The 20453-nt window shown below is 72.4% G+C and carries 21 protein-coding genes; 10 read left to right on the top strand and 11 right to left on the bottom strand.

All coding sequences use genetic code 11. The features are described from left to right. Positions 1-436: 436 nt before the first annotated feature. From G9272_RS44825 to G9272_RS39065, 4 genes are all read left to right on the top strand, one after another. Positions 437-697, top strand: coding sequence for a hypothetical protein (locus tag G9272_RS44825; protein ID WP_216377855.1), 261 nt, complete (start codon positions 437-439; stop codon positions 695-697). 76 nt (positions 698-773) lie between these two features. Beyond that, a complete protein-coding gene (locus G9272_RS45990; protein ID WP_301272159.1) occupies positions 774-902 on the top strand; it encodes a hypothetical protein in 129 nt (42 codons plus the stop codon). Between the two features lie 21 nt (positions 903-923). Next, positions 924-1688 (top strand): DUF4239 domain-containing protein, encoded by a 765-nt coding sequence (locus G9272_RS39070; protein ID WP_171400943.1) that lies wholly within the window; start codon positions 924-926, stop codon positions 1686-1688. Between the two features lie 252 nt (positions 1689-1940). Beyond that, positions 1941-2477, top strand: coding sequence for a hypothetical protein (locus tag G9272_RS39065; RefSeq protein WP_171400942.1), 537 nt, complete (start codon positions 1941-1943; stop codon positions 2475-2477). 110 nt (positions 2478-2587) lie between these two features. Here G9272_RS39065 and G9272_RS39060 read toward each other — a convergent pair whose 3' ends face one another. Beyond that, on the bottom strand, positions 2588-3094 hold the full coding sequence (locus G9272_RS39060; RefSeq protein ID WP_171400941.1) for a hypothetical protein: 507 nt from the start codon (positions 3092-3094) through the stop codon (positions 2588-2590). A 334-nt stretch (positions 3095-3428) separates the two neighbouring features. Here G9272_RS39060 and G9272_RS39055 point away from each other — a divergent pair, with 334 nt between their 5' ends. Then, positions 3429-4097, top strand: a complete 669-nt coding sequence (locus G9272_RS39055; protein WP_171400940.1) for a class F sortase — start codon at positions 3429-3431, stop codon at positions 4095-4097. A 33-nt stretch (positions 4098-4130) separates the two neighbouring features. Here G9272_RS39055 and G9272_RS39050 read toward each other — a convergent pair whose 3' ends face one another. Together G9272_RS39050 and lysX are read right to left on the bottom strand one after the other, a co-directional pair. Continuing rightward, complete coding sequence (locus tag G9272_RS39050; protein ID WP_171400939.1) at positions 4131-4970, bottom strand: polysaccharide deacetylase family protein; 840 nt, start codon at positions 4968-4970, stop codon at positions 4131-4133. Between the two features lie 115 nt (positions 4971-5085). Further along, positions 5086-8352: a bifunctional lysylphosphatidylglycerol synthetase/lysine--tRNA ligase LysX gene (gene lysX, locus G9272_RS39045; RefSeq protein WP_171400938.1), complete on the bottom strand. Its 3267-nt coding sequence runs from the start codon at positions 8350-8352 to the stop codon at positions 5086-5088. A gap of 87 nt (positions 8353-8439) precedes the next feature. On the opposite strand from lysX, the gene G9272_RS39040 reads away from it, so the two are divergent. Beyond that, positions 8440-8913, top strand: a complete 474-nt coding sequence (locus tag G9272_RS39040; protein ID WP_171400937.1) for a universal stress protein — start codon at positions 8440-8442, stop codon at positions 8911-8913. A 33-nt stretch (positions 8914-8946) separates the two neighbouring features. Here G9272_RS39040 and G9272_RS39035 read toward each other — a convergent pair whose 3' ends face one another. Continuing rightward, on the bottom strand, positions 8947-10098 hold the full coding sequence (locus tag G9272_RS39035; protein ID WP_171400936.1) for a CapA family protein: 1152 nt from the start codon (positions 10096-10098) through the stop codon (positions 8947-8949). A gap of 222 nt (positions 10099-10320) precedes the next feature. Between G9272_RS39035 and G9272_RS39030 the strand changes: the two genes are divergently transcribed. The 3 genes from G9272_RS39030 (at position 10321) to G9272_RS39020 (ending at position 12348) form a co-directional block, all read left to right on the top strand. After that, positions 10321-10872 carry a sigma-70 family RNA polymerase sigma factor gene (locus tag G9272_RS39030; protein ID WP_054241199.1) on the top strand — a complete coding sequence of 184 codons (552 nt, stop codon included), beginning with the start codon at positions 10321-10323 and terminating at the stop codon, positions 10870-10872. Positions 10873-11028: 156 nt separating this feature from the next. Then, positions 11029-11544, top strand: coding sequence for a hypothetical protein (locus G9272_RS39025; protein WP_171400935.1), 516 nt, complete (start codon positions 11029-11031; stop codon positions 11542-11544). Positions 11545-11685: 141 nt separating this feature from the next. Continuing rightward, the gene (locus tag G9272_RS39020) at positions 11686-12348 is read left to right on the top strand and encodes a zf-HC2 domain-containing protein (protein WP_171400934.1); all 663 of its coding nucleotides are present in this window, start codon (positions 11686-11688) and stop codon (positions 12346-12348) included. Between the two features lie 96 nt (positions 12349-12444). On the opposite strand, the gene G9272_RS39015 is transcribed toward G9272_RS39020, so the two are convergent. From G9272_RS39015 to G9272_RS39005, 3 genes are all read right to left on the bottom strand, one after another. Beyond that, positions 12445-13308 (bottom strand): Fpg/Nei family DNA glycosylase, encoded by an 864-nt coding sequence (locus G9272_RS39015; RefSeq protein WP_171400933.1) that lies wholly within the window; start codon positions 13306-13308, stop codon positions 12445-12447. A gap of 31 nt (positions 13309-13339) precedes the next feature. Continuing rightward, on the bottom strand, positions 13340-15427 hold the full coding sequence (locus G9272_RS39010; protein WP_171400932.1) for a SpoIIE family protein phosphatase: 2088 nt from the start codon (positions 15425-15427) through the stop codon (positions 13340-13342). Between the two features lie 63 nt (positions 15428-15490). Beyond that, positions 15491-15943 carry a hypothetical protein gene (locus tag G9272_RS39005; protein WP_171394576.1) on the bottom strand — a complete coding sequence of 151 codons (453 nt, stop codon included), beginning with the start codon at positions 15941-15943 and terminating at the stop codon, positions 15491-15493. A gap of 141 nt (positions 15944-16084) precedes the next feature. Here G9272_RS39005 and G9272_RS39000 point away from each other — a divergent pair, with 141 nt between their 5' ends. Next, entirely contained in the window at positions 16085-17506 is a 1422-nt protein-coding gene (locus G9272_RS39000) for a lipase maturation factor family protein (protein ID WP_171400931.1), read from the top strand. Here G9272_RS39000 and G9272_RS38995 read toward each other — a convergent pair. Genes G9272_RS38995 through G9272_RS38980 form a run of 4 tightly spaced genes read right to left on the bottom strand, consistent with a single transcriptional unit; the run spans position 17494 to position 20346 of the window. Then, positions 17494-18318: an amidohydrolase family protein gene (locus tag G9272_RS38995; protein WP_171400930.1), complete on the bottom strand. Its 825-nt coding sequence runs from the start codon at positions 18316-18318 to the stop codon at positions 17494-17496. The genes G9272_RS39000 and G9272_RS38995 overlap by 13 nt on opposite strands. Next, the gene (locus G9272_RS38990) at positions 18315-18629 is read right to left on the bottom strand and encodes an L-rhamnose mutarotase (protein ID WP_171400929.1); all 315 of its coding nucleotides are present in this window, start codon (positions 18627-18629) and stop codon (positions 18315-18317) included. The genes G9272_RS38995 and G9272_RS38990 overlap by 4 nt, the downstream gene beginning before the upstream one ends. Next, a complete protein-coding gene (locus G9272_RS38985) occupies positions 18626-19594 on the bottom strand; it encodes an aldo/keto reductase (protein WP_171400928.1) in 969 nt (322 codons plus the stop codon). Before G9272_RS38985 ends, G9272_RS38990 begins: the two co-directional genes overlap by 4 nt. Beyond that, a complete protein-coding gene (locus G9272_RS38980; protein ID WP_171400927.1) occupies positions 19591-20346 on the bottom strand; it encodes an SDR family NAD(P)-dependent oxidoreductase in 756 nt (251 codons plus the stop codon). Before G9272_RS38980 ends, G9272_RS38985 begins: the two co-directional genes overlap by 4 nt. Positions 20347-20453: the final 107 nt, after the last annotated feature.

The raw sequence follows: 20453 nt of genomic DNA, 5'->3' as shown, positions 1-20453 counted from the left end.
ACAAGGTGCTGCTGCGCCCTGCTGCGCCGCCGCACGGCACTGAGTACGCATGGTGACGGTCGTTGTGTTCAAACACGGCACAAAAATCTTTCCGCGACCTGTGACACCGGCCCCGGCGGTCCCTCCGCATCGCACAGGCGCACGGTGCGCCGGATGCGCGGACGCACCGCCCGGCAAACCTGTGGACGTGAACTTCCCCCGTTCGGGGCAATCCCCACCGGGCGTGGGCGTGGGCCGGTACGAGACGCCGCATGATCTCCGTCGTGCATGGACCCGAACCGACCCGATCCGCCCTCGTCACCAGGACCCTGGCCCTGGTGACCGCGGCCTGGATCCTCGCGGCCGCCCCGGCCGGGGTGGCCGCGGCCGACGCGTGCGCGTACGCCTCGACCGGCCCGGACGGCACCGAGGCGGTGGCGGTCGCGGGGAGTCACTCATGGCCGACTCCCCCGGTGTGCCCGGAACCGACGCCGACGCCCACCCCGACCCCCACACCGCCGAAGCCGAAGCCCCCGCCCAAGCCGACGCCGAGCCCGACACCCACAGCCACACCGACCCCCACCCCGAAGCCGACGCCCCCGCCGCCACCGCCTCCCGAGCCCAGGCCTCCGGCGCCGAAGCCGCGCCCGAAACCGCCACCGGCGCCCACGCCGCCCCGCCCCGCGGCGCCGCTCCCGCGGCCGGCCCCCACACCTGAGCCCCCACCGGCTCCCGCCCCCGAGCCGACGCCGACCCCCCCGCCGAAGCCCACGCCCCGCCCGTCCGCGACCCCGGTGAGCTACCCGGCGTACCACTCCTCGCCGCAGCAGCGGCCCGTCCGCCGCGGCCAGTCGCCGGTCACCTACGTCCTGCTCATCACCGTGCCCGCGGTGATCGCCGTCGCCGCGCTGCGACCGCGTTAGCGCCGACCCTGGAGGCATCTCTTGCCGGAATGGCTTGTTCTCACCCTCGCGATGCTCGCCGCCTGCGCGGTGGTGGTCGTCATCACCCTCCTACGGCACCGCAGGGCGCCCGAGGACGAGGACCCCTCCGAGACCCCGGACGTCATCGAGTACATGACGATGTGGATCGGCGTGGTGTACGCCATCGTCCTGGGCCTGGCCATCGCCGGCGTCTGGGAGGCGCGCAGTGTCGCCCAGGACCACGTCCAGGCGGAGGCGCAGGCGCTGCACGAGATCTCGGAGCGGGTCCGCGTCTACCCGGCCGACGCCCGTGACCGTATTCGGGAGGATGTCAACGCCTATGTCGGACACGTCGTCACCACCGAGTGGAAGTCGATGGCCGACGACGGTGAGGTGACGAAGCGCGGCGACGAACTCCTCCGGCAGGTCCGGGTGGACGTCACCGACTACGAGCCGACGTCCGACTTCCAGGCGCAGGCCTACCAGCCGCTCCTCGACCAGATGGCCGCCGCGGACCAGGCCCGCAACGCCCGCGCCGAGTCGACCGGGGCGACCATGCCGGGCGTGGTGTGGTTCGGGCTGCTGGCCGGGGCCGCCATCACCATCGGCATGGTCTTCGCGCTACAGATCCGGCGTACCACCCGCGAACTGGTGCTGGCGGGGCTGTTCTCCGCGCTGATCGCCTTTCTGCTCTTCCTCATCTGGGACTTCGACGCGCCCTACAGCCGGGGCATCACCGCGTCGGCGGAACCGTTCCTCCATCTGTTCCCCGGCGTCAAGGGCTGACATCCGCTCACCTCACGCTCCCGCGACGGGGACGGGGGGCGGGGGGACGGCGACAGAAGACGGCCGCCACGCCGTCGCCGTCCCCCGGTTGCGGGAACGGCGTCCCCTGGGCGGCCCACACGCTTGCCCCATTCGCGCGACTGCGATCGCGGGAGCGCACACTTGTTCCTAGCGTTTCGGTCATCGAGGTGCATTGATGACGCAAGCGGCAAAAAGGTCCGCAGCTGCTCCTCGGGGACCGGAGGATCCACCATGCGCGCGATACGCGTCGCTTCGGCCGCACTGTTGGGCGTCACCGCCCTGACCTTCTCCGCACCGGCCGCCGTCGCGAGCGACGACGACAACCACTACGTCATGTCCAACGGCTACAGCGTGCTGCCCTCGACGATCACGGCGGGCGGACAGGTCACCCTCCAGGTGGACCGCAACGCCAGTGGCTGCCGAAGCTCCGTGACGGTCTCCTCGGGCGTGTTCGACGCGGTCGTCATCCCCCGAGGGTCCTCGTCCGCGGTGGTCACGGTCGACTGGGACGCCAGGGCGGGCGCCTCGTACCGGGTGACGTTCGCCTGCGGCGGCATCAGCGCCGTCAAGGAGTTGACGATCTCCGGCGGCCGTCCGGGCGATCCCACGGCGCCCTATCCGGTCCCGCGGGGCGTGCACGCCGGTGAGGGCGGCACCGTCGCCGGGTTCGACCTCGAGGAGATCGGGCTGGGCGCCGCGCTCATCGTGGGCTCGGTCGGCACCGCGTACTACTTCTCGCGGCGCCGCGCCGCCGAGGACGGCGGCTGACGGCTCACCGCCGACGGCTCCGCCGTGCGCGGGCCTTCGCCCCGGATCCCAGCGGGACCGGGGCGAAGGCCCGCGTCACGTGCGACGTGCGGTCCCCTTCGGGGCGGACCTCAGGCGCGGCGCTCGGCGCGGCGGCGCATCCAGAACAGACCACCCCCGACCACGGCCGCTGCGACGAGACCGCCGCCGATGGCCATGTCGGTCGGGGTGGCGCCCGTGGTGGTGCTGCCGCCGAGACCGCCGCGGACACCGCCGATGACGGTGAAGGCGGCCGGGCGGGTCAGGGTCCGCCCGGAGCAGTTGACGGTGATGTCGTAGGTGCCGGGCCGGGCGTTGTCGTTGATGGTCGCCGTCCCCTTGGCCGTCTGGTTGGCGCCGTTGATCGGCGTCAGGTTGGCCTGCGGGAACGCCGCCGAGGTCATGGTGCCGCCGCCGGGGCAGCCGTCGACGGTGACCGTCATCTGGCCCCCGCGGGCGATGACGGCGGGCAGGGCCACGATGTTGCTCGGATTGGCGCCCATGCCGTCGCGCGCGACGGCGGCCGGGGCGGTGACGCCGAGAGAGGCGACCGCGGCGGCCGAGACCGCCGAGGCCGCCAGGAAACGAGTGATGCGCATGTGATCCTCCGCGGAAGGCGCCCCGGGGGCCCGTCCCCGGCATGTCGGCGAGAAAGCACCTCCCGAAAAGACCCTCAGATGCCGTGCACGCGCCCGCATTTCGGGAATGGTCCGTCCTGGTGAGAGGACACGCCGAGCGAAATGCACACAATCGGATATTGCCGCAGGTCACGGACCGTCAGAAAATTCCTTCCGTCGGCAACTCGGATGGCGCACCGAAAGGCATCGGGGCCACCCGTTCGCTGCTGCCCCGTCGCCGGTTCCCGCCCGGGGACTTAGCGTTCTCGTATGCGCGAAGGGACGCGGTGACGGCCGCGTCGAAAGGGGATGGCGAATGCCTGCGTACGAGCTGTCCGAGGTGGCGGAAGAAGAGGAGCGGCGGCGGAAGCGCGCGCCATGGGGAGTGATAGCGCTTGTTCTGCTGACCGGCCTCGCGCTCATCCGGAACGGGTCGGGAGAGTTCGACATCGGCCCGCCGCAGCCCGCCTCGGCGGCGGCCGCGGACGGTCGCACCGCAGGTGCCTTCGGCCGGACCCCGGCACCGCTGCCGTACGCCGTGCCGGACCGGGTCCGGATCCCCGCCATCCGGGTGGACGCGCCGGTCACGTCGGTCGGCCTGGACGCGGACGGCTGGGTCGGCGCGCCGCCGCCGGAGGACCCGAATCTGGCCGGCTGGTTCACCGGTGGCGTCTCGCCCGGCGAAAAGGGAACCGCGGTCGTCGTCGGTCATGTCGACAACAAACTGGGCCCCGCCGTCTTCTACGGTCTCGGAGCCCTGAAGAAGGGAAATCGCGTCGAGGTGTCACGAGGGGACGGAAAGACCGCGGTCTTCGAGATCTACGGCATCGAGGTGTTCGAGAAGAACAACTTCCCCGGCGACCGTGTCTACGCCTCCAAGGGCTCCCCCGAATTGCGGGTCATCACCTGTGGCGGCGGTTTCTCCAAGGCGAACGGATACGACGGGAACGTCGTCGCCTTCGCCCGCCTGGCCGAGGTCCGCTGAACGGTTCCCGACCGGGCGGGCGGGGGGCTCGCGTCAGGTGTACCGCCGGTGCGGGACGGTGATGTGGTAGCCGGAGTCCAGCAGCTGCGGCAGATAGCTGCGCAGTGCCCGCACGCTCTGCGAGCGGTCGCCCCCGGCATCGTGCGAGAGCAGCACGACGCCGGGGGCTGCGCCCTTCTCGACCCGGTCGACGATGGTCCCGGTGCCGGGGGCGGTCCAGTCGAGGGTGTCGACCGTCCAGCCGAGCGGCTCCATGCCCAGTTCGGCGCCGAGTTGGAAGGCGGCTCGGTTCCAGGCGCCGTAGGGGGCGCGGAACCAGCGGGGCGGCTCACCACAGCCCTCCTCGATGACGTCGCTGGTACGGGACATCTCGGAGTGGATCTGACGGCGGGTGAGGCCGGTCAGCAGGGGGTGGGTCCAGGTGTGGTTGCCGACGACATGGCCCTCGTCGGCCATCCGTCCCAGCAGATCCTGGTGGTCGGCGGCCATCTCCCCGCACACGAAGAACATCGCGCGCACGTCGTAGTGGGCCAGCGTGTCGAGGATGCCGGGGGTGTAGCGGGGGTCGGGTCCGTCGTCGAAGGTCAGCACCATGGTGCGGCCGCGGCCGGTCAGCTTCAGCAGCGGTTCGTGGCGCACCGGGGTGCGGCCGGGGACGGTGCGCGGGGGGCCGTAGCCGGTCAGCGGCTGGAGGCGGTAGGCGGAGGGCTTCAGCGGCAGGCTGTGCGCCGGGGCACCCGCGGCGGGGGCGGCGGCCCGGACCGGCTTCGCGTCCTCGCCCCACAGGAACACTCCGGCCGTGCCGACCGCTCCGACGGCGGCGGCGCCGGCGAGCAACGCCCGGCGCCGCGTGAACAACTGATCCTTCTTCATGCAGTCATCAGTCGCCCGGTCGGCCGCCGACCCACCACACCGACACCGGACCGGCGGCACGATTCCACCCGCCCGGCGCAGTCACGGTCGGTCCGAACAGTTGAAGGGGGCCGGGTCAGCGGTGTCGTACCAGCGGGAACGGCAGGGTCTCGCGGATCGTGAGGCCGGTGAGGAACATGACCAGGCGGTCGACGCCGATACCGAGACCACCGGTCGGGGGCATCGCGTACTCGAGGGCGTCGAGGAAGTCCTCGTCGAGTTCCATCGCCTCGGGGTCTCCGCCGGCGGCGAGCAGTGACTGCTCGGTGAGGCGGCGGCGTTGCTCGACCGGATCGGTCAACTCGGAGTAGGCGGTGCCGAGTTCGGTGCCGAAGGCGACGAGGTCCCAGCGTTCGGCGAGCCGTGGGTCGGTGCGGTGCTGCCGGGTGAGCGGGGAGACGTCGGTGGGGAAGTCCTTGTAGAAGGTCGGGAGTTGGGTCCTCTCCTCGACCAGGCGTTCGTACATCTCCAGCACGACGTCGCCCCGGCCGTCGTCCGGTCTGTACGGGACTTCGGCCCGGTCGCAGTGCCGGTGCAGGACGGACAGCGGGGTGTCGGCGTCGATCTGCTCGCCGAGCGCCTCGGAGATCGCGCCGTGGACCGTCCGGACCGGCCACGCCCCCGAGATGTCGTACTCCCGTCCGTCCTTGCGGGCGACCGGCGAGCCGAAGGCGGCCGTGGCCGCGCCCTGGATCAGCTCGCGGACCAGGTCGAGCATCACGTCGTAGTCGGCGTACGCCTGGTAGGCCTCCAGCATCGTGAACTCGGGGTTGTGCTTGTAGGAGACGCCCTCGTTGCGGAAGGTGCGGCCCATCTCGAAAACCTTCTCCAGGCCGCCGACGCACAGCCGCTTGAGGTACAGCTCGGGGGCGATGCGCAGATAGAGGTCGAGGTCGTAGGCGTTGATGTGGGTGGTGAAGGGGCGGGCGTTGGCGCCGCCGTGGATCTGCTGGAGCATCGGGGTCTCGACCTCGAGGTAGCCGCGCTCCAACAGGCCCTGGCGCAGCGCCTGTACGGCGTGGGAGCGGGCCCGGACGACATCGCGGGCGGCGGGGCTCGCGACCAGGTCGAGGTAGCGCATGCGGACCTTGGCCTCGGGGTCGGTGAGGCCGCGGCGCTTGTCGGGCAGGGGGCGCAGACACTTGGCGGTGAGCTGCCAGGAGGTGACGAAGACGGTGGGCTCGCCCTTGTCGCTCGTCCCGGCCGTGCCCGTGACGACGATGTGGTCGCCGAGGTCGGTGTCGGACCTGAAGGAGCCGAGGGCTTCGCGGGTGAGGGCGAGTTGGTGGTCGCCCGACCAGTCGCGCAGCGTCACGAAGACGATGCCGCCGAAGTCGCGTACCCGCATGATCCGGCCCGCGACGGTGACCGTCTCCCCCGTACGGATCCGGGCGAGGGTGTGGGTGCGGAGCGGGACGCCGACCGGGTAGGGGTCGACGCCCTCGGCGCGCAGCCGGTCGAGCTTGCGGTGCCGGACGCGGACCTGCTCGGGCAGGCCCGCGTCCGGACCGGCGTCCCCGGCCTCGTCCCCTCCGTCGAGGCCGAGCGCCGCCAGTGGCGGCAGGCCCTCGGTGGTGGCGGGGCGCGGCCCGCCCCTCGCGTTCCGGTTGCCCCAGAGCTTGCGCAGCGAGGGCACGGAGACGAAGCCCTCGGCGATACCGGAGGCCAGGCCCACCCGGGCGAGGGAGCCGGCGTCGGCGTAGCAGAGGAAGCGGGGATACCACTCGGGGTGGTACTTGGCGTTGGAGCGGTAGAGGGCCTCCAGTTGCCACCACTTGGAGAAGAACAGCAGCAGTCGGCGCCACAGCCGCAGGACCGGTCCGGCGCCGATGCGGGCGCCCTCCTCGAAGGCCGAGCGGAAGACGGCGAAGTTGAGGGAGATCCGGCGTACGCCGAGCTTCGGGGCGGCGGCGCACAGGTCGGCGACCATGAACTCCATGACGCCGTTGGGGGCGGAGCGGTCGCGGCGCATGAGGTCCAGGGAGATGCCGTCCCGGCCCCAGGGGACGAAGGAGAGCAGGGCCAGGAGCCGGCCGTCGTCGTCCAGGGCCTCCACGAGGAGGCAGTCGCCGTCGGCGGGGTCGCCGAGACGGTCCAGGGCCATGGAGAAGCCGCGTTCGGTCTCGGTGTCGCGCCAGGCGTCGGCACGGCCGAGGACCTCCTCCATCTCCTGGTCGGTGAGGGTGGAGTGGCGGCGGACCCGGCAGGAGGCGCCGGTGCGGCGCACCCGGTTCACGGCCTGCCGGGTGACCCGCATCTCCCGGCCGCCGAGGTCGAAGGAGGCGACCGGCAGGATCGCCTCGTCGCCGAGCTGGAGGGCGCCGAGTCCGGCGCGGGCGAAGGCCTTCGCGCCGTCCTCGGAGGCGCCCATGACCGCGGGCGCCCAGGCGTGCAGGCGGGCGGCGTCCAGCCAGGCGGCGATGGCGTGCGGCCAGGCCTCGCGGTCGCCGACGGGGTCGCCGCTGGCGAGACAGACACCGGCCTCGACGCGGTAGGTGACGGCGGCCTTGCCGCTGGGTGAGAAGACGACGGCCTTGTCGCGCCGGGTGGCGAAGTAGCCGAGGGAGTCCTGGTCGCCGTATGCCTTGAGCAGGGCCCGGATCCGGGCCTCCTCGTCGCCGTGCAGGGCCGCTTCCATCCGCTGGGAGCGGAAGAGGGCGGCGGCGGCGTTCAGCAGGGCGAAGGCGCCGAAGAGGCCGAGGAGGAAGAAGAGGGGGCGGGGCGGGCGGCCGTCGAAGGAGCGGGTGGAGACCAGGCCGCCCAGGACCCGGTTGGCGGCCCATCCGAAGCGCTGGCTCTCCGGCAGGGTGCCCGGGAACAGTTCCACCAGGCCCCAGCCCACGAGGATCGCCAGGCCCAGCCCGACGAGCAGCACGGCGAGGGCCCGCCGGACCGCCGCGCGGCGGGAGGCGGCGTAGAACTCGCCGCGGGCGACCACCAGGAGGACGAGCGCGAGCGCGCACACCACCAGGGACGGGACGGACTCCCGGTACAGGCCGACGGCCACGCCGAGGATGTCGGTGAGGACGAGCAGGCCCAGGTAGACGACGACCAGCCACCAGGCGACCTTCTTGCGGGCGGCGGTGGCGGCGGCCAGCAGGAAGAGGAAGACGGCGTAGGCGAGGTTGGCGCTGACCGGGACGATCAGCAGGTCCAGGAAGCGGACGACCGGGCGCAGCAGGCGGCGCAGCGGCGGGACCAGGGCCAGCAGGACGCAGAGCAGGCCGAGGGCGCCGAAGAAGGTCGCGAAGCCTTCGGGCACCCTGCCGAGGAAGCGGCCGGCGGGCCGCCGCGCCGGGCCCGGGGTGTCCTCGGCCGTGGCGGTCCGCACGGTGGCACTCATGTTCCGACTCTAGGAACACCCGGCCCGCACCGCCCGTCGAGCGGCCCGCACACCGGCCGGACCTGCGGCTTCCGATAGCCTCTGGCCGTGACGGAACAGCACTCGCAGCAGCCCGCGCACCAGTTCGAGCGGGGCACGGACGGACCCAAGGTCATCCTCGTCGGGGTGGACGGCTCCGACTCCTCCCTACGGGCCGCGGCCTACGCCGGCGGCCTGGCCCGTCGCCAGCACGCGCTGCTCGCCGTGGTGTACGTGCAGCCGGTACTGGCGGCGGGCGCGGCGCTCGGGGTGCCGGTCGCGGAGGCGACCGACGAGATCGCCGAGGACCTGGTCGCGCAGATCCGGGAGGCCACCGAGCGCACCCGGGGGATATTCGACGTGCGCTGGGAGTTCCACACCTTCCGTGGCGACCCCTACGGCGGCCTGGTGAAGGCGGCGGACCGGCTCAAGGCGGACGCGGTGGTGGTGGGCGCCTCCGAACAGGCCGGCCACCGGATCGTGGGGTCCGTCGCGGTGCGGCTGGTGAAGGCGGGGCGGTGGCCGGTGACGGTGGTGCCGTAGCCCCCGGCCACCCCGCGAGCGCCTACTTCCGGCTCACTTCCCCATCACCAGCCCGTCCTTCGCCGCACCCCGGCCGAGGACGACCTCTCTGATCCGGTCGCGCACCCCCTCGACGCCCGCGCCCTGGGCGAGGGCCTTGTCGATGTCGACCACCCGGCCGGCGTCGATGTCGAACAGCTGCGGCACGAACTCGGCCTTGCGCACCTCCCAGCGGCCGCCGGGCCGGGCGGGCGGGGCGAAGGTGAAACGGGCGACGGTGGACTGGTTGCCGCGCGCGTCCTGGACGCCCTGGTGGTTGAACATCTCGCCCGCGATCTGGTCGCCCATGCCGTAGACGACCCAGGTGCCGTTGACCTTCTCGTAGGCCTGCGGGACGTGGGCGTGCGTCCCGAGGATCAGGTCGATGTCGGGGCGGCCGCCCGTGCGGGAGGCGGTGAGGGTGCGGGCCAGCGTGAGCTGGCGGTCGTCCGGCGCGTCCTGCCATTCGGTGCCCCAGTGCACGGAGACGACGACCACGTCCGCGCCCGCCTTCCGGGCGGCTTTGGCGTCGGCGAGGATCCGGTTCTCGTCGAGGAGGTTGACGGTCCAGGGCTGTCCCGGCGGGACGGGGTGACCGTTGGTGTCGTAGGTGTAGGCGAGATGGGCGACTTTCGCCGCGCCCGCGCGCAGCAGCGTGACCGAGTTGCCCTCGGCCTCGGTGCGGGCGGTGCCCGCGTGCCGTACGCCGGCGGCGTCGAGCGCGTCGAGGGTGCGCTGTACGCCGGCGGCGCCGTCGTCGAGGCTGTGGTTGGAGGCGGTGGAGCAGCCGTCGTAGCCGGTGGCGGCGAGGGCTTCGGCGATCTCCGGCGGGGACTTGAAGTCCGGGTAGCCGGTGTAGGCGCCGTTCGCGCCGTACACGGTCTCCATGTGACACAGCGCCAGATCGGCGCCGGAGACGACGGGTTTGATGCCCGCGAGCATCGGGCGGAAGTCGTAGCCGGTGCCCCCGGCGTCGAAGCCGGCGCGGTCGATGACGGTGGTGTGCGGGAGGATGTCGCCGGAGGCGACGAGCGTGAAGCCGCGGGCGGCGGACGGCGCCGGGCGGCCGGGCCGCTCGGTCGGCCCGTGGTCCCGGGCCTGGCAGGCGGCGGCCGAGGTGAGAAGGGCCGTCAGGGCCAGGGCCACCTGGTGTCTGCGGGCGATCACCGGTTCACCCCGCTTCCCATGAATTGTCATATTTACGCATGGATCAGTACTAATCCATGAGAGGCGGCGGTCCGCCCCGGCACTCCCTTCGTCCAGGGCCGATGCCCGCGATCGGCGTAGCCCGGACCGTTCGTCGAACCGTTCGTCGACGCGATCGACCGTCCGCCGCAGATCCGTGTGCGTGCCCTGTCCCGAACCGGCGCACTGCGGTGCCATACGCCCATGACCGCCGGAACCACCCTCACCGCCCGGACGACGACCGCCGAGCACGAGCTCGCCGCACTCCAGCGCGAGCACGGCCGACCGCTCTTCGCGCTGCTGCTGAGGCTGTGCGACGGCGACCGCCAGCGCGCCGAGGACCTCGTCCAGGAGACCCTGGTACGGGCCTGGCAGCATCCCGAGGCCCTGCGCGCCGACGCCTTCGACTCCGTACGACCCTGGCTGCTCACCGTCGGCCGACGGCTCGCGATCGACGCACGGCGGGCCCGGCAGGCGCGACCCGCGGAGGTCGGGGACGCGGTGCTGGAGAACGCGTCGCCCGTCTGCGCCGACCACGCCGAGCGGGCGGCCGCCACCCTCGATGTGCGCGAGGCTGTGAAGACACTCACTCCGGAGCACCGTGAAGTCCTGGTGCTGGTGTATTTCCAGGGGGCCAGTGTGGCGGAGGCCGCCGAAGCCCTCGGAATTCCGCCCGGTACCGTGAAGTCCCGCGCGTACTACGCGCTGCGCGCCCTGCGCCGGGTGCTTCCGGGATACGCGGCCGACCTGCGCTGAAACCCACGACTGGGTCAAGCCTCCGTAAAGCGCCTTGCCGAGGACCCCCTTTGAGTAATCGGGTGTCCTTATCCGTGTTCCGGATGGGGCCCGGTGACCGGGTCCCCAGCGTCCCGGCAACGGGCGAGCGCAAGCACCGGAGGAAGGCAGGAAGGGATGCTGCACAGAGGTCACCAGAGCACGGACGGCACCGGCGGCGGTGAACTCACCGTCCCCATGGCCTGGTTGTACGCCGAGTACATCGCCGACGAACTGCTGCGGACCGGCGATCTGATGCCGCCGACGTCCTTCGAGTTCCGCGCCGGGCGCGACGCCCTGGCGCTCACCATCTTCCTGTCCGACACCGACGGCGAACTGCCCGGCATCCGGGTGGTGACTCAGTTGGAGACCTGGCTTTCGCTCACGGCGTACGACCAGCCGTGGCAGGACTGGGTCGAGGAACGTATGTCTCAACTGAAGGCCGAGGCCGCCAAGTCGGACGGACCGGCTCCCGATCTCGACCTGGCGGCCGCGGCCTGGCGCTGGCTGGAGGAGACGGAGCTGCTCGCTCCCGATCTCAACGCGGTTCCCGGCGGTGCGCCGGTGGTCGGCGAGGACGAGGGACCCAAGGTCTGGACACCCGCCTGGCAGCTCGGGCTGCCCCTCGGCCACCTGGCGATTCATCTTTTTTAGATTCGCACCAATCCGCGGGCCGGGCCGCTCCGAACATCTGGGTCACGATTCGGTACGTGGCTTGAGTGATTCGTCGGCCGGGTGCGTACCGGTGGGAGCAAGGAGTAACCCCACTGGCACTCAAAGGCACGAGGTTTCGGCATGAGGTCCCTGGAAAGGCATCGCGACGTCGGCGCGTACGCGCTCGGCGTGCTGGACGAAGCGGAAGCCTTCCGCTTCGAGGACCACCTCATGGAGTGTCCTCAGTGTGCGGCACAGGTCACCGAGTTCGGTCCCACCGCACGGCAGATGATGCTCTACCGGCGCGCCACCCCGCGCGCCGTGCACCCCTTCGCCGGGCCTGGCCCGCAGCTGCTGGACCGGCTGCTCGCCGAGGTGGCGGTCCGGCACCGGGCCGTACGGCGGCGGGTGCTGTACGCCGTCGCCGCCTCGGTGGTGGTCGCCCTGGCCGGCCCCGTGATCGCGATGATGGCGGGCGGCGGCAGCGGCGAGGGCGAGAGCGCCGTACGGGTCACCGCGACGGACGAGAAGTCCGGGGTGTGGGCACAGGTCACCACCGAGAACGAGGCGTGGGGCAGCCATGTGGAGCTCGAGGTCAAGGACGGGGCGGGCCCCCGCTCCTGCCGGCTGATCGCCGTCGGCCTCGACGGCTCCGAGCAGACGGTCACCAGCTGGAACGTCCCCAAGCACGACGCCCGCCCCAACACCATGCAGGGCGCCGCGGCCTGGCACCCCGACGAGATCGCCCGCTACGAGCTGCGCACGTCCGCCGGGGAGCACCTGGTGACGCTCGAGACCCAGTGACGCCGACACGGAGTGAGTTCAGGTCACTTCGATGTCGACGCGGGTCTCGGCGGGGCGGGACGGGACGGCTCGGGCCGGTGCCGTCCGGCCGGCGGGCTACTTCAGCAGCCGCGACATTCTCCGGTCCGCCAGCGGCTTGCCGCCCGTCTGGCAGGTGGGGCAGTACTGGAGCGAGGAGTCGCTGAAGGAGACCTCCCTGATGGTGTCGCCGCAGACCGGGCAGGGTTCGCCGGTGCGGCCGTGGACGCGCAGCCCGCTCTTCTTCTCGGCCTTCAGACGTCCCGCCGCCAGGCCCCGTGAGCGCTCGACCGCCTCCGTGAGCGTGCTGCGCAGGGCCGCGTAGAGGGTGCGGGTCTCCTCCGGCGTCAAGGTGGCCGCCAGCTTGAACGGGGACATCCTCGCCACGTGCAGGATCTCGTCGCTGTAGGCGTTGCCGACGCCGGCGATCAGGCCCTGGTCGCGCAAGGCGCCCTTCAACCGGCGCCGTTCACCCGCGAGGAGCGCGGCGAGGCGGGCCTCGTCGAAGTCGGCGGCGAGCGGGTCGGGGCCGAGACGCGCGACGCCGGGGACCTGCCCCGGGTCCTGGACGACGTACACCGCGAGCCGCTTCTGGGTGCCGGCCTCCGTCAGGTCGAAGCCCGCTCCCGTCTCCAGGGCGACCCGCAGGGCCAGGGGTCCCTTGCCGGGGCGCGGCGGACCGTCCGGGAGCTTGTCCTTCCATTGCAGCCAGCCCGCGCGGGCGAGGTGCGTGACGAGGTGCGGGCCGTCGCCGGTCACCAGGTCGAGGAACTTGCCGTGCCGGTGCACGGCGGTGACCTCCCGGCCCTCGAGGGCGGTGACGGGCGGGTCGTACGTCTTCAGCACGCTGATCGCGACGGGCAGCACGCGGACGATCTCGTGGCCGACGAGATGCTCGGCCAGGAAGTCCTTGAGCGCTTCGACCTCGGGGAGTTCCGGCATACGTCCAGAGTGCCATCAGGTGCCGGAGCGTTCAGGTCCGTTCCGGCACCACGAACTCGCACCACACGCACTTGCCGCCGCCCCGCGCCTCCACGCCCCATGCGTCGGTGAGCAGCTCCACCAGCAGCAGGCCCCGCCCGGAGACCCCCGACTCGCCCGCCTCACGGCGGCGCGGAAGGGCGCTGGAGGAGTCCTCCACCTCGACGCGCAGCCGGTGTTCGGTGCCGGTGAGCACCCGCAGGGTGACGATCGCCGCGCCCTCGGTGTGCATGAGCGCGTTGGTGATCAGTTCGTCGGCGACCAGTTCGATCTCGTCGGAGCGGTCTCGGGCGCCCCAGGTGCGGACGGCCGCGCGGATCATGTGCCGGGCCTCGCTGAGCGCCTCCGGATCGCCGGGGGCCACATGCTGCTGGAGCCGGCTCCCGGCCTGGTGGCCGTCGGGGCCGCGCCGGCGCAGCAGGAGCAGGGCCACGTCGTCGTCCCCGCCGCGCTCCTCGGCGACCTCGATGAGCTGGTCGGCCAGCTTCCGGACGTCCGCGGGGCCCGCGGCGATCAGGGCGGCGAGGGCCCGCATGCCGTCGTCGAGGTCCGTGCCGGGCTGCTCGACCAGCCCGTCGGTGCACAGCAGCAGTGTGTGGCCGGGGTCGAGCTCCACGGTGCCGACCGGGTACTCGAGGCTGCCGAACTCGGCGGACAGACCGAGCGGCAGTCCCCCGGGCACCGGCACGCGCCGGCAGGACCCGTCGAGGCCGCGCAGCAGGGGGTCGATGTGCCCGGCGCGGACCACCTGGACGACCCCCGTGGAGAGGTCGACCTCCGCGTACAGGCAGGTGGCGAAGCGGTCGGTGTCGAGTTCGTGCAGGAAGACCGAGGCACGGGCCATCACGGTGGCCGGGGTGTGGCCCTCGGCCGCGTAGGCCTTCAGGACGATGCGCAGCTGGCCCATGACGGCGGCGGCGTGCGTGTCGTGGCCCTGGACGTCGCCGATGACGGCGCCGACCCGGCCTCCGGGCAACGGGATCAGGTCGTACCAGTCGCCGCCGATGTCCCGGCCCAGGGAGCCGCCGATGGTGGCGGCGCGGTAGCGGACGGCGACGTCGGCGCCCGGCACGCTGGGGATGGTGCGCGGCAGCATGGCCTGCTGGAGACCCTGCGCGATGTCCTTCTCCTGCTCGTAGAACATCGCGCGCTGAATGCTCTGCGCGATGCTGCTGCCGAGCGCGACGAGTATGTTGCGGTCCTCCTGCGTGAAGCCCCGCCGGTCGCTGTAGAGCAGGCCCATCGCGCCGATCGGGCGGGCCTGCACGATGAGCGGCAGATAGGCCGCCGAGGTGATCTTCAGGTCGGTGAGGTGCGGCCACAGCACGGGGTAGCCGCCGGCGAACTCCTCCGGCGACTCGATGAAGCGCGGGGTGAGGGTGCGCACCACCTCGCTCATCGGGTAGGGCTCGTCGAGGCGGGTGACCAGCGTGCCGGGCACGAAGCTGCCCTCAGGACCCTCGGCGATCAGCCGGATCCGGCCTGCCTCGACCAGCCCCATGACGAGGCTGGTCGCGCCGAGGTGGGTGAGGCCGTGGGTGTCCTTGAGGACGTCGATGACGTCGCGCACGGTGCGGGCGTGCGCCAGGGCCGCCGTGGTGAGCTGGACGACGTTGGTCTGCTCGCGGCGCGCGTCGTCGAGGGCGGCCTCGTCGCGGCGGGCGGCGAGATCGCTGAGCTCGTCGGTCGCGTCCCGCACGATGCCCACGATGCGGCGCGGCCGGCCGGTCCCGTCGCGCCGGATGTAGCCCTGGGTGTGGGTCCAGCGCAGGGTGCCGTCGCGCAGCCGCATGCGGAAGTAGGCGCCGTAGTTCTCGCTGCCGTCCTTGATGGCCTGGGCGACCAGCTCGTCCAGGCGGATGCCCTCGCCCGGCGGGACCCGGACGGCGAGGGTCTCGGGGTTGCCGTCGTACTCGTCGGGCCGCAGGTCGAAGATCTCGTGGGCCCGGGCGTCCATGTGGAACTGCCCCGAGTCCAGGTCCCAGTCGAAACTGCCCATGCGGTTCAGCGCCAGGATCGGATCCGGGTGGGCGGGCCAGTCGTCCGGGAGGGACAGGGCGCTCGCTCCCCGATCAACCATGGAGCCACCTTGCCAGGGTTTGCCCGATTCTTCGACCGGGGAACCGGGCGCCCGGGACCATGGTCAGCCCATGACGACGTCGAGGGGGCTGCCGAAAATGCTGTCGGACCGGTCCTGCGCGCCGGACTCGTCGGGCCCGTCGGGGATCAGCCCGCCGCCGTCGGGCAGGTCGGGCACTTCCGGGACGGTCTCGGGGCCGATCTCACCGGGGTCGAGACCGCGGTCGAGGTCGGATCCGAGGCCCTCGTCGGAGCCGAGGTCTTCGTCGGGACCGAGGCCCTCGTCGGAACCGGAGCCGAGTGCCGCGTCGGCGTCGGCGAAGGACGGACCGGAGTCCGGGTCGGCCGCCGAGGGGTCGGTGAAGGGGTCGCCGGAGACGACGCGTCCCTCGGCCGCCGGGACGACGGTCTCCGCGCCCGGCATCGTGATCTTCTCCCCCGCACCACCGCGTCCGGCGACGAGGAGCGCCGCCGAGAGCGCGCAGGCGGTGAGGAGAGTGGCAGTGGGTAGTCGCACCACGTTCTCCCGCATCGTCTCGGTCCCTCACCAGGAGGTGATTCGACCACTATTGTCTGCTTCACCCGCCAGGGTCACGCAACCGGAGCACGGGACCACGCACAGTGACATGACCCGACCGGAGAGAAGGAGCGCACGGCCGTGGACTGGTTCACCGCACCCGAGTACTGGCTGAGCCGCCTGGTCTTCCAGCGTGCCCTGGCCGGTGTCTACCTGGTCGCGTTCCTGACGGCCGCCCTCCAGTTCCGGGCGCTGCTCGGCGAACGGGGGATGCTGCCGGTGCCCCGCTTCGTCGAGCGGGTGCCCTTCCGGCGGGCGCCGAGCCTGTTCCACCTGCGCTACTCCGACCGCCTGTTCGCGGGCTGCGCCTGGACGGGCTGCGCGGTGTCGGCGGCGCTGCTCGCCGGTCTGGACGGCCTGCTGCCCCTGGGGGCGGCGATGTCACTGTGGCTGGTGCCGTGGGCGCTGTATCTGTCCATCGTCAACGTGGGCCAGACCTGGTACGGGTTCGGCTGGGAGTCCCTGCTGCTGGAGACGGGCTTCCTCGCCGTGTTCCTCGGCAACGACGAGGTGGCCCCGCCGGTCCTTGTGCTCTTCCTGATGCGCTGGATCCTGTTCCGGGTCGAGTTCGGCGCGGGCCTGATCAAGATGCGGGGCGACGCCTGCTGGCGGAAGCTGACGTGTCTCTACCACCACCACGAGACCCAGCCGATGCCCGGCCCGCTGAGCTGGTTCTTCCACCATCTGCCGAAACCGCTGCACCGGGTGGAGGCGGCGGCCAACCACTTCACCCAACTCGTCGTGCCGTTCCTGCTGTTCGCCCCGCAGCCGATCGCGACGGCGGCCGCGTGCCTGATGATCCTGACCCAGCTGTGGCTGGTGCTGTCGGGCAACTTCGCCTGGCTGAACTGGATCACCGTCGTCCTGGCCGTATCCGCGCTCGAACTGCCCGCCGGCCACCGGTCGGCCCCCGCGACCCCGCTCTGGTACGAGATCGTGGTCCTCGCCGCGGCCGCGCTGCTGCTGTTCCTCAGCTACCGCCCGGTGGTCAACATGCTCTCCCGCCGCCAGGTGATGAACCGCTCCTTCGATCCGCTGCACCTGGTCAACACCTACGGCGCGTTCGGCAGCGTGAGCCGGATCCGCTACGAGGTGGTGATCGAGGGCACGCTCGACGACGTGCCGCGCGAGGGCTCCGACTGGCGGGAGTACGAGTTCAAGGGCAAGCCCGGCGATCCCCGGCACTGGCCGCGCCAGTTCGCCCCGTACCATCTGCGCCTGGACTGGATGATGTGGTTCGCGGCGCTCTCCCCCGCCTATGCCGGGGCGTGGTTCGCCGCCCTGGTGGAACGGCTGCTGGAGAACGACCGCGACACGCTGAAGCTGCTGCGCCGCTCCCCGTTCCCGCCCGACGAGCCCCCGCGCCACATCCGCGCCCGCCTCTTCCGCTACCGCTGCACCACCTGGCGGGAGCTGAGGGAGACGGGCGCGTACTGGCATCGGACGTACGTGCGGGAGTATCTGCCGCCGACGCGGCTGGCGGGGTCGGCTCAGAGGTCGTAGACCCGGACGGCGGTGGTCTCGAAGATCTCGGCGTGCGCCCCCGGGTCGGTCAACTGCCGTGCGACGTCCAGGACTTCACGATAGGAGGCGGTGGGCGTGCACACCGGCCAGTCCGAGCCGAACATCAGCCGGGCCGGCCCGAAGGCCTCGAGCACCGTGTCCGCGTACGGCCGCAGGTCGTCGGCGGTCCAGGACGCGGGGTCGGCCTCGGTGACCATGCCGGAGAGCTTGCAGACCGTGTTGGGCAGCGCCGCGAGGGCCCGGACGTGGGACGCCCAGGGTTCCAGCGCGGCGGAGGCGATCGGCGGCTTGCCCAGGTGATCGAGGACGAAGGTGAGTCCGGGCAGGGCGGCGGCCGCCTCGACACAGGCCGGGAGCTGGTGGGGCAGCACCACCAGGTCGTGGACGAGGCCGGCGGCGGCGAGGGCGGTGAGCCCGCGGTGCACGTCCGCCCGCAGCAGCCACCGCGGGTCCGGCTCGCCCTGGACCTGGTGGCGGATGCCCTTGAGGTACCGGCCGCCGGGCAGCTCCCGCAGCCGGGCCAGTTCGTCGGCGATGTCCGCGCGGGTGAGGTCGGTCCAGCCGACGACACCCGCGATCAGGTCGTTCGCGGCCGCGAGGGCGAGGAACTCGGGGGTCTCCTCGGCCACGGTGACCGTCTGGACGAGGACCGTACGGTCGACTCCGGCCGCGCGGGCCTCCGGTGCCAGGTCGTCGACGGTGAAGTCCCGCCGGAGCGGGCTGCCTTCGGCGATCCAGTCCTGGTCCCGTACCGACAGGTCCCAGACGTGGTGGTGCGCGTCGACGGTCACGGCAGCTCCCAGACGACGGGCAGGCCGGCGGCGGCGCCCTCGTCGGAGTAGTCGTGCACCACGTCGAGCAGCTCGGCCATCCGTGCCTGCCACACGACGTTGACCGGAAGCTTCTCCAGCTCGGCGAGGAGCCGCGGGTAGTCCTCGCACTCCAGGACATGGAACAGATCGGTCCCGCTGCGCCAGATCGTCCAGGAGGTGGCGCCGGCGGCGCGGATGGCGTCCGTCAGTTCCTTCGGCACCTCCCGGTGCGCGGCCTCGTACGCGGCGACGCGGTCGGCGCGGACCCTGGTGTGCAGGGCGACCCTCATGACGGCTCCTCGGGGGGAAGCAGACCCGCGTCCCGCAGCTCCTGCCAGAAGGCGGTGGGGACGGGGGTCGCGAACTGTTCGGCGCAGTCCCGCACCTCGGCCGCCGAGCGGGTGCCGACCAGGACGCTCGCCACGGCCGGGTGGGCGGCACAGAACGCCAGGGCGGCGGCGCGCAGGGTGATGCCGTGCCGGTCGGCGATCTCCTTCATGCGCTGGGCCCGGTCCAGCAACCCGGCCGGCGCCTGCGCGTAGTCGAACGTGGCGCCGGGCCGGGGGTCGGCCAGCAGACCGGAGTTGAAGGCGCCCCCGACGACCACCGACACACCCCGCTCGACGGCGGCGGGCAGCAGCTCGGCCCGGGCCCGCTGGTCGAGCAGCGTGTACCGGCCCGCGCACAGCACCACGTCGACGTCCGTGTCACGGACGAAGCGCGTGAGCATCTCCGCCTGGTTCATTCCGGCGCCGATCGCCCCGACGACGCCCTCCGAGCGCAGCTTCTCCAGCGCCGGGTAGCCCTCGTGGAAGGCCTGTTCGGCGTGGTCGTCGGGGTCGTGGAGGTAGACGACGTCCACGCGGTCGAGGCCGAGCCGTTCCAGGCTGGCCTCCAGGGTGCGGCGTACGCCGTCGGCGCTGAAGTCCCATACGCGGCGGTGCGTGGCGGGCACGGCGAAGCCGTCGGCCAGGTCGTCGCCGCCCCGGTCCGTGGCTTCGAGACGGCGGCCCACCTTGGTCGAGACCGTGTACTGCGAGCGGGGGTGCTCGCGCAGGGCCGCGCCGAGGCGGCGTTCGGACAGGCCGAGGCCGTAGTGCGGCGCGGTGTCGAAGTAGCGGATGCCCTGCTGCCAGGCGGCGGCCACCGCCTCGTGCGCCTGCTCCTCGCCGACCTCGGTGAAGAGGTTGCCGATGACGGCGGCGCCGAAGGCGAGCGGACTGACCGGGACGCCGCTGCGCCCGAGCGTGTTCACCGGCCCACCGGCCGCAGCCGCAGGCCCTGCATCCCGCCGTCGACGGCGAGGGAGGTGCCGGTGGTGGCGCCGGACAGGGGGCTCGCCAGATAGGCGATGGCGCCCGCGACCTCGTCGGCGCCGACCAGCCGGCCGGTGGGCTGGCGGGCCTCCAGGGCGGCGCGCTCGGCGGCCGGGTCGTCGGCCGCGTCGAGCAGCCGGCCGACCCACGGGGTGTCCGCGGTGCCGGGATTGACGCAGTTGACGCGGATGCCCTCGCGTACGTGGTCGGCGGCCATGGCGAGGGTCAGCGAGTACACCGCGCCCTTGGTCGCGCTGTAGAGCGCGCGCTGCGGCAGGCCGGCGGTGGCGGCGATGGAGCACGTGTTGACGATCGCCGCGTGCGAGGAACGCCTGAGGTGGGGCAGCACGGCGCGGGCCGTGCGGACCATGCCGACGACGTTGACGTCGAGGACCCGGTGCCATTCGGCGTCCTCGTTGTCCTCGACGGTGCCCTGGGCGCCGACACCCGCGTTGTTGACCAGGATGTCCAGCCCCCCGAGGTCGGCGACGGCGGCAGCGACCGCCGCCCGCACGGAGGCGTCGTCGGTGACGTCGGCGAGATATCCGAGCAGGGGCTTGTCCACGCCCGACGGGTCCAGGTCGAGGACGGCGACCCGGGCGCCGCGCTCGGCCAGGAGCTGCGCGGTCGCCCGGCCGATGCCGGAGCCACCCCCCGTCACCAGGGCAGTCAGCCCTTCGAAGTCGCTCACGCCGCCTTCTCCTTCCGGATCGCGAGGTCGGCGGCCCGGAAGTCGCCGGCGGGATACGTGCCGCATATTTATCAGACCACTTCCGCTCCACAACACCCCCCGGGTAG

Source organism: Streptomyces asoensis (assembly GCF_013085465.1).
GTDB lineage: Bacteria > Actinomycetota > Actinomycetes > Streptomycetales > Streptomycetaceae > Streptomyces > Streptomyces cacaoi_A.
Note: the sequence above shows the minus strand (reverse complement) of the source record. Positions and strands in the feature narration are given on the sequence as shown.